The 15,311-nt window shown below is 38.6% G+C and carries 15 protein-coding genes; 4 read left to right on the top strand and 11 right to left on the bottom strand.

What is annotated here, in order from left to right; translation table 11 throughout:
* Positions 1 to 10: 10 nt before the first annotated feature.
* The 3 genes from AB8880_10865 (at position 11) to AB8880_10855 (ending at position 4,961) form a co-directional block, all read left to right on the top strand.
* Entirely contained in the window at positions 11 to 1,408 is a 1,398-nt protein-coding gene (locus AB8880_10865; GenBank protein ID XDZ65413.1) for a hypothetical protein, read from the top strand.
* A 252-nt stretch (positions 1,409 to 1,660) separates the two neighbouring features.
* Positions 1,661 to 2,932 carry an O-antigen ligase family protein gene (locus AB8880_10860; GenBank protein ID XDZ65412.1) on the top strand — a complete coding sequence of 424 codons (1,272 nt, stop codon included), beginning with the start codon at positions 1,661 to 1,663 and terminating at the stop codon, positions 2,930 to 2,932.
* Between the two features lie 187 nt (positions 2,933 to 3,119).
* Positions 3,120 to 4,961 carry a polysaccharide biosynthesis protein gene (locus AB8880_10855; protein XDZ65411.1) on the top strand — a complete coding sequence of 614 codons (1,842 nt, stop codon included), beginning with the start codon at positions 3,120 to 3,122 and terminating at the stop codon, positions 4,959 to 4,961.
* A 190-nt stretch (positions 4,962 to 5,151) separates the two neighbouring features.
* Here AB8880_10855 and AB8880_10850 read toward each other — a convergent pair whose 3' ends face one another.
* The 3 genes from AB8880_10850 to AB8880_10840 are packed head-to-tail and all read right to left on the bottom strand — an operon-like array spanning position 5,152 to position 6,424.
* Positions 5,152 to 5,652 (bottom strand): hypothetical protein, encoded by a 501-nt coding sequence (locus AB8880_10850; GenBank protein ID XDZ65410.1) that lies wholly within the window; start codon positions 5,650 to 5,652, stop codon positions 5,152 to 5,154.
* Complete coding sequence (locus AB8880_10845; protein XDZ65409.1) at positions 5,624 to 6,220, bottom strand: hypothetical protein; 597 nt, start codon at positions 6,218 to 6,220, stop codon at positions 5,624 to 5,626. The genes AB8880_10850 and AB8880_10845 overlap by 29 nt, the downstream gene beginning before the upstream one ends.
* A 3-nt stretch (positions 6,221 to 6,223) precedes the next feature.
* Complete coding sequence (locus tag AB8880_10840; protein ID XDZ67062.1) at positions 6,224 to 6,424, bottom strand: transcriptional regulator; 201 nt, start codon at positions 6,422 to 6,424, stop codon at positions 6,224 to 6,226.
* 192 nt (positions 6,425 to 6,616) lie between these two features.
* Here AB8880_10840 and AB8880_10835 point away from each other — a divergent pair, with 192 nt between their 5' ends.
* Positions 6,617 to 7,501, top strand: a complete 885-nt coding sequence (locus tag AB8880_10835; protein XDZ65408.1) for a tyrosine-type recombinase/integrase — start codon at positions 6,617 to 6,619, stop codon at positions 7,499 to 7,501.
* On the opposite strand, the gene AB8880_10830 is transcribed toward AB8880_10835, so the two are convergent.
* The 8 genes from AB8880_10830 to AB8880_10795 all read right to left on the bottom strand — a co-directional run bounded on the left by AB8880_10830 (position 7,490) and on the right by AB8880_10795 (position 15,178).
* Positions 7,490 to 8,098 (bottom strand): sugar transferase, encoded by a 609-nt coding sequence (locus AB8880_10830; protein ID XDZ65407.1) that lies wholly within the window; start codon positions 8,096 to 8,098, stop codon positions 7,490 to 7,492. The genes AB8880_10835 and AB8880_10830 overlap by 12 nt on opposite strands.
* Positions 8,091 to 9,251, bottom strand: a complete 1,161-nt coding sequence (locus AB8880_10825; GenBank protein ID XDZ65406.1) for a DegT/DnrJ/EryC1/StrS family aminotransferase — start codon at positions 9,249 to 9,251, stop codon at positions 8,091 to 8,093. Before AB8880_10825 ends, AB8880_10830 begins: the two co-directional genes overlap by 8 nt.
* Positions 9,248 to 10,108, bottom strand: coding sequence for a sulfotransferase (locus tag AB8880_10820; protein XDZ65405.1), 861 nt, complete (start codon positions 10,106 to 10,108; stop codon positions 9,248 to 9,250). Before AB8880_10820 ends, AB8880_10825 begins: the two co-directional genes overlap by 4 nt.
* Positions 10,105 to 10,848: a hypothetical protein gene (locus AB8880_10815; GenBank protein ID XDZ65404.1), complete on the bottom strand. Its 744-nt coding sequence runs from the start codon at positions 10,846 to 10,848 to the stop codon at positions 10,105 to 10,107. The genes AB8880_10820 and AB8880_10815 overlap by 4 nt, the downstream gene beginning before the upstream one ends.
* 7 nt (positions 10,849 to 10,855) lie before the next feature.
* Positions 10,856 to 11,998, bottom strand: coding sequence for a glycosyltransferase family 4 protein (locus AB8880_10810; protein XDZ65403.1), 1,143 nt, complete (start codon positions 11,996 to 11,998; stop codon positions 10,856 to 10,858).
* Positions 11,999 to 12,003: 5 nt separating this feature from the next.
* Positions 12,004 to 12,981, bottom strand: a complete 978-nt coding sequence (locus tag AB8880_10805; GenBank protein XDZ65402.1) for a hypothetical protein — start codon at positions 12,979 to 12,981, stop codon at positions 12,004 to 12,006.
* Between the two features lie 77 nt (positions 12,982 to 13,058).
* The gene (locus tag AB8880_10800; GenBank protein XDZ65401.1) at positions 13,059 to 14,258 is read right to left on the bottom strand and encodes an O-antigen polymerase; all 1,200 of its coding nucleotides are present in this window, start codon (positions 14,256 to 14,258) and stop codon (positions 13,059 to 13,061) included.
* The gene (locus AB8880_10795; protein ID XDZ65400.1) at positions 14,249 to 15,178 is read right to left on the bottom strand and encodes a glycosyltransferase family 2 protein; all 930 of its coding nucleotides are present in this window, start codon (positions 15,176 to 15,178) and stop codon (positions 14,249 to 14,251) included. Before AB8880_10795 ends, AB8880_10800 begins: the two co-directional genes overlap by 10 nt.
* Positions 15,179 to 15,311: the final 133 nt, after the last annotated feature.

Below are 15,311 nucleotides of genomic sequence, written 5' to 3'. Positions count from 1 at the left end.
AGCATGAAGCATGGCAGAGCAGAGCACCTACGACGCCGATGAAATTTCCCTTACCGATATCGCGATAAAACTCTGGCGGCGGCGCGGGTTGATCATTGCCCTTCCGGCGTTGGCAGGGATTTTGGGCCTTATTGCCGTGCTTGCGATGGCAACTCAATCCCGGATGCCAATCGTGTATTACCTCAACCTTACGGGCATTGAGAAAGGGGCCTACCCCAATGGCGTTACCTTCTCGCCCAAGGATTTAGAGGCGCCGGAGGTGCTGGCAGCACTGGCGGAAAGGACGGGGATTGAGGATAAAGAAGATCTGCGTGATGCCATCAATGTCAGTTTCTCAAGCCCGATGACCGCCGGGATCATCAAGAAATACAACGACAGACTTGGCCAGAAGGGGCTCAATTCCGCCGAGATTGACGCGATCAACGCTGAACTCGATGAAGAGCTCAAGCGCGCAACCCAGAAAACAGCGCGTATTTCCATCGATTATCAGTCCCTCGGGATAAGCGCGGATGAGGGCGCCGAGATCGCAATGCTGCTACCTAGGTTATGGGCGGAGATATTCACCACCCAGTTCCGTGTCCTCGACAATACGAAATTAAGTGGTGCGGCGCAGGCAACCTCGCTCAGCCTCAGCACGTCCATTGGTGTGCTTGAGGCCAGCACCTATATCGAAACGATGATCGGTGCGATGGAAATCCTCGAAGAAGATAGCCGCTTAAGCTCGATCCAGACGAGTGACGGCATCACACCGGCGGATTTGCGAACCAGGATTGTCAATTTCAACAATATCTATTTAAGCGCGATCCTCAGCCGCAACCTTGGCACCGATGATGCGCTGACGCGCTTCTATCAGCAGGACCTGCTGCTCAAGATCGAAAAGGTCAATGAGGAAATCCGCGGGATCAACGAGTCCATCCAGTCAATCCAGCAGGTATTGAATGGCGAGACAGCCCAGCCGTCGGACAGACCCAGTTATCAGTCTGACCGGGTTCAAGTGACGGGAGACGCCATTGGTGATATCGTCCAGCTCGTCAATCGCTCGTTGCTGGCGGAGTATCTGACCCAGCTCTACGAGGACAAGGCTGAGCTGATTGAAGATAGGGCTGATCTCAGCATGCAGGCAAAGAAAATCAACAACAAGGTTGAGTTCACAGTCGAGCTGATTAGCGCCGCCCAGGTGCAGCTTGACCGATTGAATGAAAGCTATATCGATCTGCTGGTTCGGGCGCGCGCAATGAACCGCCAGAACAGCGGTACCCTCTTCCAGGCGGTCGGGGAGCCGGTAAAAATAGGCTCGGCTTTGCCAGGCAGGTCGCTCCTGATCATCGCCTTATCGGTGCTGATCGGCGGCTTTGTTGCGGTGATGCTTGCCCTGATCCTGCCGCCACGCCAAGATAAACTTGCCTGAATAAGGCCAAAGGACGGCTGAGATAGATATCACTTGCGCCCCTTTTTGTTTCCGCTCCAACATTACGGATAATTGTTCAGGGTATCTTCAAAATAGATATCACTTCAAGGGTAAAGCTTTCATTATCCCACGCATCTATGACCGTAGTCTTGCGGTGGCATCAAGGCCTGTGATGATGGCAATCTCGAGATTGATTTACGCGCCTCAAAGAGATAAAAAACAAAAACAATGTATTGAACGGGAACCCGCCGCTTGACCCATCTTGACCGCTACCTTGAAGCCGACGCAGACAACATGAAAATCCTTCCTGCTTTGAGGGCAATTGCGCGCGACGCTAAGGACGCGCTCGGTGAATTGCCACGATGGGAACGAGGATTTCATATCTTCTGGCTGTTGGGGCCCTTCATCCTGCTGATCGAGCGCACGCCAGCCGATGTCTGGCTGAGCCTTCTGGCGATCACCTTCGTGATCCGCTCCATTATCAAACGCGAGGGCGACTGGCTCAAGCCCTTCTGGGTTCGGGCGGGTTTTGTCTTCTGGATCTGGTGCATTATCGCCGGCGCCATCTCAGACCACCCCGCCTACTCGATGGGTGAGGCGTTTATCTGGTTCCGCTTTCCGCTCTTTGCCATGGCAACCGCCTTCTGGCTTGCGCGGGACAGGCGGCTTCTTTACGCGATGCTTGTCTCCACCGCGCTGGGGCTGGTTGCGATGTGCTTTATTCTGACGGCGGAAATCATGATCGTCGGCCAGCAGGGGGGCAGGCTCTCCTGGCCCTACGGCGATCTGGTGCCAGGCAATTACGTCGCCAAGGTTGGACTTCCGGCTTTCACGATCATGGTGGCGCTGGCGGTGTCGGTAAAGGGCCGCGTTGCGGCGTTATCGGGCGTTATCGCCCTCTTTACGATGGTGATTTCCGTCATGACCGGGGAGAGGATCAACTTCCTCATCCGCGCCTGCGGAGGCATGCTTGCGGGGCTCGTCTGGAAGCCAAAGTGGGGGCGGTATCTGGGGCTTGTTGCCGCCGAAGTATTGGCGGTGGTGTTGGTGTTTTCTGCCCTCCCCGATATGGCAACAAGATACACCGATGAATTTATTGCTGGATCAACTAGTTTAGCTGAAAGTGGTCATCTGCAGACCTTAAATGGCGGCTGGCAGGTGGCTAAAGATAATCTTTTGTTCGGGATTGGCACAGCAAATTACCGGCTTACCCCACCTGAGTTTTTTCAAGCTATCCCACAAACAAACTGGCAGCCTCACCCGCATAATTACTATCTCCAGTTTTTGACAGAGACAGGCTTCATTGGGTTGATATTGGGAACAGTTTTTCTGTGGTCCATCATCTGGACCTGTTTCAGGGCGAGTTTTAAAAACCGCGCCAATGTTTTCACAGCCACGGCATGGGTTATCCCCTTCGGTATTTTCTGGCCCATCGCCACCAGCGCAGATTTCTTCGGCCAGTGGAATAATGTTTTTATCTGGAGCGCGGTTGCTTTGGCAACAGGTATTAAAAAATCAACTTAATATGGAGTTTGATTTAAGATAATAGTATTTTAAGAAAATTTAATTATAACGAGGTCAGGGATTGACTTGGCTTTTAAATAATTTGACGAATACTTTTCGATTAGCACTTAATGCTAATCGCAGCGTCAAGCGCGTGATACAAGTAATTTGCGATATAGCGACGATATTGTTGTCGTTGATTGGCGCGATGGCACTTCGTCTCGAAACGTTCTCGTTTTTAGAACTTCCATCCTTTTACCTTAGTTTTGCGATCATTGTGGTTCCAACTATCTATATATTAGCAAAGATGGGGCTCTACCATTCCTTTATTCGTCATGTCTCAACAGAAGTGGTAATGTTGGTTGCAATAGGTACCTCTGTCTCTGTTGTTTTATTGATTTTAACCAAAATCACTGTTGTGCCTTTGATTCCATGGACAGTGCCTATCATATATGCTGCATTACTGTTCATTGGAATTAACGGAATAAGATTTGTTATCCGATCAGTTTATCGCCTGACCAATGGGCGGTATCAAAAACATATCGCAATTTATGGCGCTGGTGCGGCATCGGCGCAAATTATTCACTCCCTAAAATCAGACCCAAATTATATGGTCCGTATGGTTATCGATGATTCAAAAAATCTACAGGGGGAGAGGATGTTTGGCCATACGGTCATGAGTTTTTCAGAAGCATCCAGCAAGTTTGATAAATTTGGAATATCAACAGTTTTGCTTGCAATACCTAGCGCCAGCTTTTCAGACAGGAAAAAAATTATTTCACGTCTTTCCGAGTACTCCCTTGATGTAAAGACCATCCCGGGGCTTTCTGGCTTGATTAATGGGTCGGTTACAATTAATGAATTCAAAGATATAGAGATTGAGGATTTGCTGGAGCGCGAAATGGTAAAACCTGACCCCAATCTCCTCTCAAAAAACATCACAGGTAAAACAGTCCTTGTAACAGGTGCCGGTGGATCAATTGGAAGTGAATTATGCCGGCAAATACTTAAATTAGAGCCAGATCACCTTCTATTACTCGACATTTCGGAATTTGCAATTTATAACATTTTTAGTGAACTTGAAAGTCTCGCATTGGACCTCAGGGTCAAGTTATCCATTCATATAGGATCGGTTTCAGACCGATCATATGTTTCATCCGTCCTCGATGAGCATAATATCGAAACCATTTATCATGCTGCCGCTTATAAACATGTTCCCCTGATGGAACAAAATCTTATACAAGCAATAAAAAACAATTCTCTAGGTACACTTGTGATTGCCGAGGAAGCGCTCCGCACAAAAGTCTCTAATTTTACACTCATATCCACGGATAAGGCAGTTAATCCAACAAATGTAATGGGGGCATCAAAGCGTCTTGCCGAGCGGATTTGCCAGTCGATGAATGGCAAACAGACGAAAACGCAATTTTCCATAGTTCGCTTCGGGAATGTGCTGGGTTCATCAGGGTCGGTTGTGACCGTGTTCAAAAAACAGATTGCGGCAGGCGGGCCGATAACCCTTACCCACCCTGACATTACCCGCTATTTTATGACGATTGGTGAGGCTGTCCAACTCGTGATACAGGCAGGCTCAATGTCAATTGGCGGTGAAGTTTTTATTCTTGATATGGGAAGACCAATCAAAATCATGGATCTTGCGTTTAAAATGGTTAATCTCTCCGGTCTGACCGCCTATTTCGAAAATAATGAGAAAGGTGAGAATGGGGATATTGCAATTCGCGTAACTGGCTTGCGCCCCGGTGAGAAAATGTATGAAGAACTATCCTATGGAGACAATCTGACGCGCACATTTCATCCAAGGGTAATGACTGTGCAAGAGGCGCCCATAGCGTTAGACCAATTACGAGGGCTTTTAGCAGAGATTGAGCAACTTGTCGAAGCTAATGATACAATTCTTTTGACAAAGATCTTGGTAAGGCTTGCTGATTTCACTCCAAGTCCGGCCCTAGTGTCCTCAGTATCAAAGCCAAGATCCAAGAGTTTTTCTGACAAAATTATTTCACTGCCATTGGATAATACCCGCGGGTGAGCTTCTGTCGATCCTAATAGGCTCAGATGGATGGTTTTTTGAATGCTCTCAGTGCAATTTCAGTTAAGCCAACCTAGAGAAAAAGATCTTAACTTTTAAAGATGTAACCTGAAATAATAATTAGGATTTACGTTGCGTTGGGTTTGATAAGAGCAGTTATCGGACCCAAATGGGTTCGTTTTGTGATTTTTTATGGTTTGAGTGCTTTTGACAGCTGGGCCGCAGATTTTTGAAGATACCGATTTAACTTTGCTAAACGTCTAATCCGCTGAGTCACCTCACTCCCACGATTCACCTTCGGTGAAAGTATGTTGATTAATGTCTTTCGTTCGCGTTTGTTAACCGTCATGAATGCAGCCAACGCTTGTTCAGAGAGAAATTCATCGATGACCTCATCACTCATCAAGGCCATCGGATCAGGCCCCTCTAAATAACTTCCTTCAAACGCTTGCATCACTCTTCGGTGAGATAACAAAGCTTCAGCAGCTTTGCTCGCCTGGTCCCTGTCAAAGCCTTCATTAACGAAGGCAGCTACCCAATGAGAAAATCGCGGATCAGCAAGAGGATCAAACGCCTGGTTTAGACCGTGTTTTAACGCGTTTTGAGATGAAGCACCCTTACCGCTTTGAGTTCTCGGGCCCGTCGACGCTTGCGCATTGCGTTTATTTGCTTGGCTTTGTTTCTGGCTCATGATCTAACGCATAAACCTCTTTCTCTAGCCGATGCAGCTCAAGATCCATTCGCTTTAACAGGCGCTTTTGCAAATGAATCGATTCCAAGCTTTTTTGAAGATGACGAAGGTTATACCGCTGCCGCTGAATCAAATCATCGGCGAGTTGAATATCTTTTGCTCTTTTAACAAACGCTAGTGCACGACAATCTTCTAAGGTGCGCTGATTGCGATCTAAAAGCGCTTGTGTAATCTCTGAGGTTAAGGGTTCTTTACCGGCCAAAATCGCTTTAAGGTCTTTAACGTTATAAAAAGGTCCTACTGCATAATTTCGTTTACCTAACGCATTATCCAACTGTTCAGCGATGGACTCTAAAATGATGGTCTCTTTATCATCGGTATGTTTACGCAGCCAATACATACACTCGGCCATCTGTTCACAAAAAATCACGCTTAAGGTATCTGGCGATTCTAGATCTGAAAGTAGCCCTTTCAAGATATTCTCGTAGTGACCCGATGGGTCGTTAAGGTGCACCGTACGTACCGACTTAAGAATCTCAAGACCACGCTTTAATGCATCATCAGCCACCAATCACTCCTTCAGATGCAAGATCACGCCAGGGTTTTTTAGCGGATCGCCTGTGAACTCAATACCCGCTCTTTGAAACGTCTCGATGACAGTTTGCAGACTTTTCGCATTCGCACTCGGTATTCCATCTGACATTTCATAGCGCCTTAAAGTCGTTGCTCCAACCCCGCTTCTATTAGCTAGATCTTGAGCACTCCAGCCCAAAAGAGCACGCGCTGCTTTAATTTGACAAACACTAATCAAGTGATATCCTATTGGAATAAATTATTCCTTTAATGGACAAATTTATTCATAAAATTATGGTGAATTACTAAATATTACAAACCAAGACTTTGTTCTTATTTAGTTCTAAATCCTAGGTTAAACCCAATTTTACAAAGTAGCAAGGTATCGAAAATGAATATCGAGAAACTGTTTACATCACTCGAGGGTGCATACGCACCCAACACTATCAAAGCCTACCGCTCTGACCTTGAACACCTCACTCGTTGGTCCCAACAAAACAAGCTAAATCCACTGTCACTCAGCGGCACGGAATTTGTGCAATATCTTGAAGAGATGGGTCAATCACTCACTGTAGCCACGATGAGTCGACGTGTCGCTAGTATCAGTCGGCTTCTCGATTTATTAAAACAACCTAACCCGACCAAAGAGCCTGATGTAATCCTCGGGCTTAAGCGGCTTAAACGCAATTTAGGCATAGCTCAAAAACAGGCCACGCCACTCACGCTAGAGGTCATGCGTAAGCTGCAAGCAGTGTGTGATAACACCATTCTGGGTTTACGTAACCGCTTACTACTCCAACTAGGCTATGAAAGCATGCGTCGACGCTCTGAGATATGCGCATTTAAGTTTGAGGATGTAAAAATATTACCAAACGGAAAACACGTCCTGCTCTTACGAAAATCAAAAACAGATCAGTTTGGTGAGGGGAAGTTAATCCCCATTTCAGATGAGCTTGTTGAGATGATCAGTCACTGGCAAGACAAGATCAAACAAACTGACGGATACATCTTAAGAAGCTTTAAACGCGACTTAAGCATTAGGGAAAGTTTAGTCCCTGCTGCTTTGAATAAGATACTGAAATTTCTTCAGCGCAAAGCGAAATTGAAGGATATTGGCGAGCTATCAGGTCACTCGTTTCGAGTGGGTGCTGCTATAGATCTTCTTGATAAAGGTGTACCGCTTGAAAGGATCATGCTTCGCGGTGGATGGAAATCTGAGAATACCGCGTTACGATACTTAAGGAACTGGGATGATAGCGATTGGCTACTTATTTGAGTTAAACGGAAGTATTAGCCAGACTGTTTTAAAAATGATCTTGATATCAAGCCATAACGAACGAGTCTCAACGTACTCATGATAATAACTCAATTTATTTGGAAGTATTTTTTCAATATAAACACGATCTGCATCACTTACATTTGCTATTAATTCATTCTCATTACGAAACTCTATAGAAGCTTTATCAGTAATACCTGGCTTAACTGAAAAGATGATTTTTTTATCTACATCAGAATAAGCATCCACATACTTAGGCACCTCCGGTCTTGGACCCACAAGGCTCATATCACCAAGGAGCACATCAATAAGTTGAGGTAGCTCATCAAGTTTATATTTTCTTAAAATCTTACCTATTCTGGTTACCCTAGGATCAACATCAGTGGTGACACTTGGCCCTATATCAGATGCATTTACAACCATTGTCCTAAATTTATGAATTTTAAAAAGACAAAGATATCTACCCACCCTTACCTGTCGAAAGAATACAGGTCCTGCAGAGTCAATCTTGATTAATAAAGCAATAAGGAGAAAAAAAGGCGATATAACCAAAAGACCAAAAGCAGAAAATACAAGATCAAAAAATCTCTTAAGCATTGTTTAGTATTTTGGCAACTGTCGAAACGACCCTCTCCATATCCTCATCTGTCATCTTACTGTAAATAGGCAATGAAACTGATTGCTCATAGATACGTTGGCTAACAGGAAACATTTCAGGAGTTAATTTATAAGTATCACGCCAATAAGGATGGAGATGAAGAGGGATATAATGAACGCCGCAACCAATACCATTTTCATACATCAGCTCGATGAAACGATCTCGAGAAAGAGGTAGCTCTTTATTTAGTTGTATGACATACAAGTGCCACGCATGTACATCTTCATTAAGTGGCATTGGCGGCAAAGTCAGGGGCAAATCTTTAAGATGTTCATTATAAAAAATAGCAATCTCTTGTCGTCTGTTTTGAAATTGTTCAACTTTTTTAAGCTGATGAATGCCTAGGCTTGCTGCAATGTCAGTTAGGTTATATTTAAAACCGGGGGCTATTACCTCATAATGCCAAGATGGTTTTTTTGAGGTGAAACGATCAAATGCATCCCTGCTTATCCCATGCAATCGCATTTGTTTAGCGCGATCGGCAATCTCCTTATTGCGAGTAACTAACATTCCACCTTCGCCAGTGGTCATTGTTTTATTGGCGTAAAAACTAAAAACTGTCGAATCGCTATTTAAAGTACCAATAAACTTCTTGTTACAGGTGGTAGGCAAAGCATGAGCCGCATCTTCGACAATGTGTATATGGTGACTCCTAGCAACCGCAATGATTTCTTCCATTTCACATGACAAACCTGCAAAGTGGACTGGCATAACAGCTTTAGTTCTAGAAGTAATACCTGCTTTGAATGAATCAACACTCATATTGAATGAATGAGGATTAACGTCAACAAATACAGGAGTGGCGCCAAGATAACGCACCACCTCAGCTGTGGCGGTGAAGGTATGAGTGGGAACAATCACTTCATCACCAGGTCCGATACAAAGCGCCTCTAAAGCTAAATGTAAACCTGAAGTAGCAGAATTCACAGAAACGCAATACAAGTTAGAATCACCTAGAAATTCACTAAACATTTCTTCAAACATTTGGGCTTTGGGCCCAGTCGTGATCCAGCCAGAGCGAAGGGAGTCTACAACCTCCGTAATTTCATCATCACCAATTTCCGGCAACGAAAAAGGGATAAAATTATTCATAGATAACCTAGTCGAATAAGCGATTTTTCTGCGTACTTAGAAATGGACACTAAAGTCTGTGTAGAAAGAGCACGAAAAGATTTAATATTGTTATCCTTTCTAACAATAGCATCATATTTTTTGACAACAGCATCTGAATCTGAAATACCGATAAATGAGCAGATATCATACAGAAATTTTGAATCATCTACTAAATCCTCAAATTTAAGATGAGTAACTCTATTAGAATCAATAAGGGAAAGCTGTTTATCAGCAATATCAACGCAGCGGGACCATTGCTTAGAACAAACATCTTCAATAGACAATTTATGAATATCGGTATCTATACCATTATAGCGCGGCCCCCACAAACGAGGAGTGTCAGAAAACAGGGAGCGAAGAAAATTAGATGCAAACCATAATGCATATTTATAGTTAGAGAGTGGGAAATATTTAAGCTTGTATAAAATATATGAAATAGAAATTGAGGAATTCCACTGACGAATAGAAGATTCAACAACAGCACGACCATCTCGAGTCAAATGTATAAATAATGCATCAGGATAAATTACATTCAAATAAGAAACACGGAGTGTATTTGATACGGTTTTATCTAAAAAAAAAGTAGAATTATCGGCATACTTTAAAAAATAATTAATAAATGATTTTATTTTTAAAATTTTAGACTGAGTCAACATAGAAGGAAGAAGCTCATCATGCTGACAATTTTCGGAACCAAAACGCCAAATAAAAGAAATATCATAAGGTATGGTATAAATATCTTTTGAAGCAGATAAACATTCACGAAGAAATTTAGTGCCAGATCTAGCAGCACCAATTATGAAAACTTGCCTTGGAGGATAGTTACTTAAAGTCATTTTGAATCATCTAAAACGAATGTATACCCCCTGTCATCATAAGAAAGAAACTTATAACCATAAGAAGCGAGAAGTTCAATATATCCATCAGATGTCCATGCTAAACAAATGTATTTAACTCCCATTTTAATTGTGTTAACCATCCCAGCTAAAATTTCAGATTCAGCACCATTTGTTGTAATACTAACGAGATCAACGGATTCAATATCTAAATCTAAAAGAATATTATCAAGAGAATCAACAGGAATTTCACAGCATTCGTAATTAAGCAATCTATCAGAATCATAATCCTTTGTATTAGCAGTAAAATTTGTGGCAGGATGAGACTTATCATAATAAAAATATAATGTATCAGGACAAGACCAAGAACCCTTATTTATTAGAATGGGATGTAAATTCGGGAACTTAAGAAAAGATTTTTTATATTCATTTATATTAGAGAGATCGGGCTCGATAATAACAGTTTTACCAGTATTGCCAGTAAGAAGTGCGAATGTAAAAGCTCTAGATCGGGCGGAATGAAGAGTATCTGATGGGGCACCAATTTGAATAACAGTATCTCCTTGATTAATTAAACAATAAGGGTAATCATTTTTTTTAAAGAGAAGTGCAATATGATATTTAAGTTTAAAAGGAAAAAGAAAAAGAATTGAATTGATAAATTTAGTAATTGATCGGTGAACAAAAGTATCGTGAGACCAAAAATGTCTAAAATATCTTTTAGAAGAAAAATTTTTCATAATTAACCTACGAATTGATCAAAAAACTGGTATATCTATTTATAAGCATAGACGGATGATAATTATTTAAAAAACAATTATATGCATTTGCACCATGGGTATTACATAAAACAGGAGAATTGTAATATTGAGTAATAATTTCGTGTAAGTGAGAAGTATTAGAGTCATAAACGGTGCCGCAACTAGAATTATTAATAATATTTGAAATTTCAGAGCAAGAATTCCCTTGATACAAAATAGGTTTTCCTGAAGCAATAAGGCCATAAAACTTACTAGGGACCATTAAACCCTCGTAACCTTCCTTTAAAGAAACAAAGTGTAACGATGTAATTTTATATAAATCAATTAATTGGTCAAACGGCAAAAAATCAAGCAATAGAACGTTATTTAGGGATGAAGTATGATTAGATATATATTTTCTAGATACACCAGAACCAACAAATACAAATAAGATATCAAGATTATCTGATAAAAATTTTGCTGCATTGATAATAGAACCGAACTCATGAAAATAACCCATGTTTCCAGTATAAGTAATCACGAATTTATTATTTAATTTATACCTATCTGAAAAATTATTTTTAGAGACACAATGAGATAGTAAAGACATATTAGGCCAATTAGGAATCTTAATTAATAAATTAGAAAAAACACCTCGTGATAATAGCTTATCTTTCATGCAATCACCAATTACAATAACTCCTTTAGAGGAATTGAATACATAAACTGATAATTTTTTTAATATTTTTAGTACCAAATTAGTTTTAAATTTATTTATTAAAAGATCGGGATATAAATCCATTACGTGAATAAAAAAAGTGGAGCCACATAATTTAGATAATAAACCACCAAATATATAGAATAATGGTGGCTGAGAAAAGTAGATAACAGAATATTTTCTATAAATAAAAATAAATATAGGCGCAAGCATAAAATAGATGATTGAGCAGATTCTTTTATTTTTAAAACCAAAGGAAGGCACTTGGATATAGTTAATATATTGAGAAGCCACACTTGGGCGATAAGAGCATGAACTTACAAGGGCAAAGCAAGTATAACCTTTGATTGATAAAGATTTAGCGAGGTCATTAAAAATAGGAACAACTGGATCAAACGTGTTAATGAATAAAAATGAATTATCTTTTCTCATTGTAACTACATTAATTTCAGAATATTACGAAAATTTATATCTGATAAAATTTTTGAATAAAATAAAGATGCATTATCACTATAGTAATCATAATCATCAAGAATTTTTTTTATAGCTTGATCTAAATCATTAAAATCACTTAACACAATACCAATATTATACTTTGAAATAACAGAAGACCAGTAAGGAATTTCATTTATAATAATAGGCTTTCCATATTTCAAATAATGGAGTATTTTTCCTGACGAAAGACCAACATATTTAATATTACAGGAGTAATCGCGATCATAATACGCAATACCGATCTTAATCTGTCGAACAAGTGAATCGTAATTTTTAAGAGATAGATTACTATTAAAAATGATTGATTTATTATCAGTCAAATTTGTTACTTTTGGTAATCTAGAGTTTAAAAAAAGAATGTAATTTTTAAACTTTAAATTATCAATAAATTTATTAATAGATCCCCATTTTGATTGTAGCGAACCGCTGTATAAAACAATATTTTCGGTCGCGAATGAGGGATAATTACTTTGTACATTCGTTCCATAAGTTGTTATATTGGGGAAAAAAGATATTCGATTTATTGGAAATTTATAAAGTGCTGAAAATAATCGAGCTCGTGGTCTATCTTGAATTATTGATGATTTAAAAACGTATTTTACATGCTTAATATATAATTTATATAAAAAATATAAATAACATAATTTAAAATCCTCCTTAAAATAAAGTTCTAAATTAAAAAAAATATTTTTACTTTTTGTGAAGATAAAGAAAGGAGAAAACAACAGTGACCGTTCTCCAACGAAAATAATACTTGAATATTTACCGTAACAATACTGTCGGACCAATCTAATGAAATAATAAATTGTAAATAAAAATGAAATCTCTTTATCTTTACGGAAAGTTTTTAGATAAATTAAATTTACATTACTAATGCTCGGACTCTCAAGTACCCCATTATCAATCGATAGTACATCCATCTCGATGGATTTCGAAAAAATTTCTATAAATGAATGCACACAAGGCGTCTGAGAAATATGGCCATAAGGATAAACAACTAGAGTTTTTTGCATTTGGATAAAATTATTTGAATAAATAGTAAGGCGATTGCGATTATATAAAAATTATCGGTCAATTTCCATCCCATAAAGAAATTTATAAACGACAACATAAGTATTAAATATATCAGATGGTATAAAACATTCGATCTAGAAAGGTTAAATATAACTGAGCTCATAACACCAAAGATAAAATACATAAGGATTGACAAAAAATACCCATAATCAACATATAAATATTTCTGTGATGGGTATACAAGCCATGCTATATAACCATGATACCCAACGCCCCTATTATCTAATCTAGTATAATCAACTCCAAATAAATGGTGAAGGATATTAAATACTCCTTCAAATGTTTGATATCCAAGATAATTATGATCTATTTTTGAATCAAATAGTTCACTGAAATAATATAATGGTAGCGCAAAATAACTAATAATACTTTTAAGTGAACCATAAAGTGTTGGCTCGTCAATATATTTTCCCTGAAAGTAAGTGAAGAATAATGCAGCAAAAAATATAAATGCAAATAATATTAACATTTTGAAGTACTTATATTTTATTTTTGAGTACATTATTATTGGCATAAAATACAATACAATTAGATCTGAAAACCTAGCTCTACTTATATCGTTAAAAGAAATTATAACTGCAATAACGACAACCAATGGAAAAGTTTTTATTTTATTCCTTAATGAATCTTTTAACGCAAGATTAGCCACAATTACATATGAGATTGAAATACTCAATATATGTGCTATTGAAGGTCTATAGTAATTTGAAGCATTATCAAGGCCTGGGTTTGCCACATTATTCCTTATATTGTTCATTTCTTGAATATAGTTTATCAGTCCGTTCATCGAGCTAATAATAGTAAATGCGACATAGGTGGTTAATAAGAAAAATGCCACAAGATAATACTTTATATTAAATTTTGCTCTCGCCTCACAAGTTTTGTTGTTTGTGCTTGTAATAATTACCCCTGCAGAAAATGCTAGGGTAGTTATTTGTAAAAATAGCAGGGTCTCTATATTAATTGCAGCTTCGAATACAATCGCATAGAATACACATGCGACCGCTAATGCTATGTGTACAAAAAATACTGGATTGAATGCTCCTATTATTCTATTAGATATCAATGCGAATGCAATGTTAATCAATATAGAAGATGTATGAAAAAATCCACTTATTTCCATTGCATTTTTTTTAGTGTCAATTGAATAATATACGCGAGTATTGATTTTATTATTTTTATATCAATACTCAATTTAGTTATCGCATTATCTTTATTTGATATTTCCTGTAGAAATTTTCGACTAAAGCCTAGAAAATTTAAACTATAGTTTTTCGTTATAGATATAGCAATGTATCTTGACAGATGTTTATATATCAAATCATTACATGCCATTTTTTTATATCGCATATAATATTTTCTATGGATATATATAATGGCATTTATCATGTTACCTGTATTTGATGATATAGACTTATCATGATTTACATAATATTTGAACAACTCTTTATCAATAAATATAAAATTATTTCTAGGGGATAGTGACAATGCGAAATCCCACTCCTGAAAGGCCATGACGTTTATATCAAGATAATTTACTTCCTTAATAGCTTTTTTTGATACAAGCATAGATTGAAACATTGGACCTGTTTTATAAAGCAAATTTATGTCGACTGGCTCTTGTATCCTGCAATCAAATTTCGTTTTACTACCTGTGTCAAGATTGATTTTCGTACAATTTGAATAAACTATAATGTCTTCCCTATAATTAAATTTTTCTAATTCTCCTATTTGTTCTTCTAATTTTGTTTTTATCCATTCGTCGTCTGAGTCTAAAAATCCAATCCAATTACCCGTGGCTGCTTTTATGCCAACATTTCTTGCATTTTGAGCGCCAATGTTTTTCTTTAACTTTATATATTTTAGGTTTTCTATTTTAAATTCTTTTATAACACTCTCAGTGCTATCGGTTGAGTTGTCATCGACTACAATTATTTCTTTTACAGGATATGACTGATCCAAAATTGAATTTATGCATCTAGAAATAGTCTTATCTCTATTATATACCGGTACAATTACTGAAATTTCGATTTTTATATTCATTGTCTATTATTTCTTATGCCAAATTCACTATTCTTTCTATTTTATTTAAAGTCTTTATTCTTATTTTAAATGGCAACTACTTAAATAATTTATGGGGCTGTACCAGATAACTAGTACAAGTTATAGGTATAGT

This window comes from Alphaproteobacteria bacterium LSUCC0684, from assembly GCA_041228335.1.
Classification (GTDB): domain Bacteria; phylum Pseudomonadota; class Alphaproteobacteria; order Puniceispirillales; family UBA1172.
This window is presented reverse-complemented; position numbering and strand designations above follow the sequence as displayed.

Bases quoted from the DNA above. Each gene is read 5' to 3' on its own strand.
- AB8880_10850 (XDZ65410.1), bottom strand. From the start codon at position 5,652: ATGAGCCAGAAACAAAGCCAAGCAAATAAACGCAATGCGCAAGCGTCG.
- AB8880_10855 (XDZ65411.1), top strand. From the start codon at position 3,120: ATGGCACTTCGTCTCGAAACGTTCTCGTTTTTAGAACTTCCATCCTTT.
- AB8880_10795 (XDZ65400.1), bottom strand. From the start codon at position 15,178: ATGAATATAAAAATCGAAATTTCAGTAATTGTACCGGTATATAATAGA.
- AB8880_10800 (XDZ65401.1), bottom strand. From the start codon at position 14,258: ATGGAAATAAGTGGATTTTTTCATACATCTTCTATATTGATTAACATT.
- AB8880_10805 (XDZ65402.1), bottom strand. From the start codon at position 12,981: ATGGATGTACTATCGATTGATAATGGGGTACTTGAGAGTCCGAGCATT.
- AB8880_10810 (XDZ65403.1), bottom strand. From the start codon at position 11,998: ATGAGAAAAGATAATTCATTTTTATTCATTAACACGTTTGATCCAGTT.
- AB8880_10825 (XDZ65406.1), bottom strand. From the start codon at position 9,251: ATGAATAATTTTATCCCTTTTTCGTTGCCGGAAATTGGTGATGATGAA.
- AB8880_10820 (XDZ65405.1), bottom strand. From the start codon at position 10,108: ATGACTTTAAGTAACTATCCTCCAAGGCAAGTTTTCATAATTGGTGCT.
- AB8880_10830 (XDZ65407.1), bottom strand. From the start codon at position 8,098: ATGCTTAAGAGATTTTTTGATCTTGTATTTTCTGCTTTTGGTCTTTTG.
- AB8880_10865 (XDZ65413.1), top strand. From the start codon at position 11: ATGGCAGAGCAGAGCACCTACGACGCCGATGAAATTTCCCTTACCGAT.
- AB8880_10835 (XDZ65408.1), top strand. From the start codon at position 6,617: ATGAATATCGAGAAACTGTTTACATCACTCGAGGGTGCATACGCACCC.
- AB8880_10815 (XDZ65404.1), bottom strand. From the start codon at position 10,848: ATGAAAAATTTTTCTTCTAAAAGATATTTTAGACATTTTTGGTCTCAC.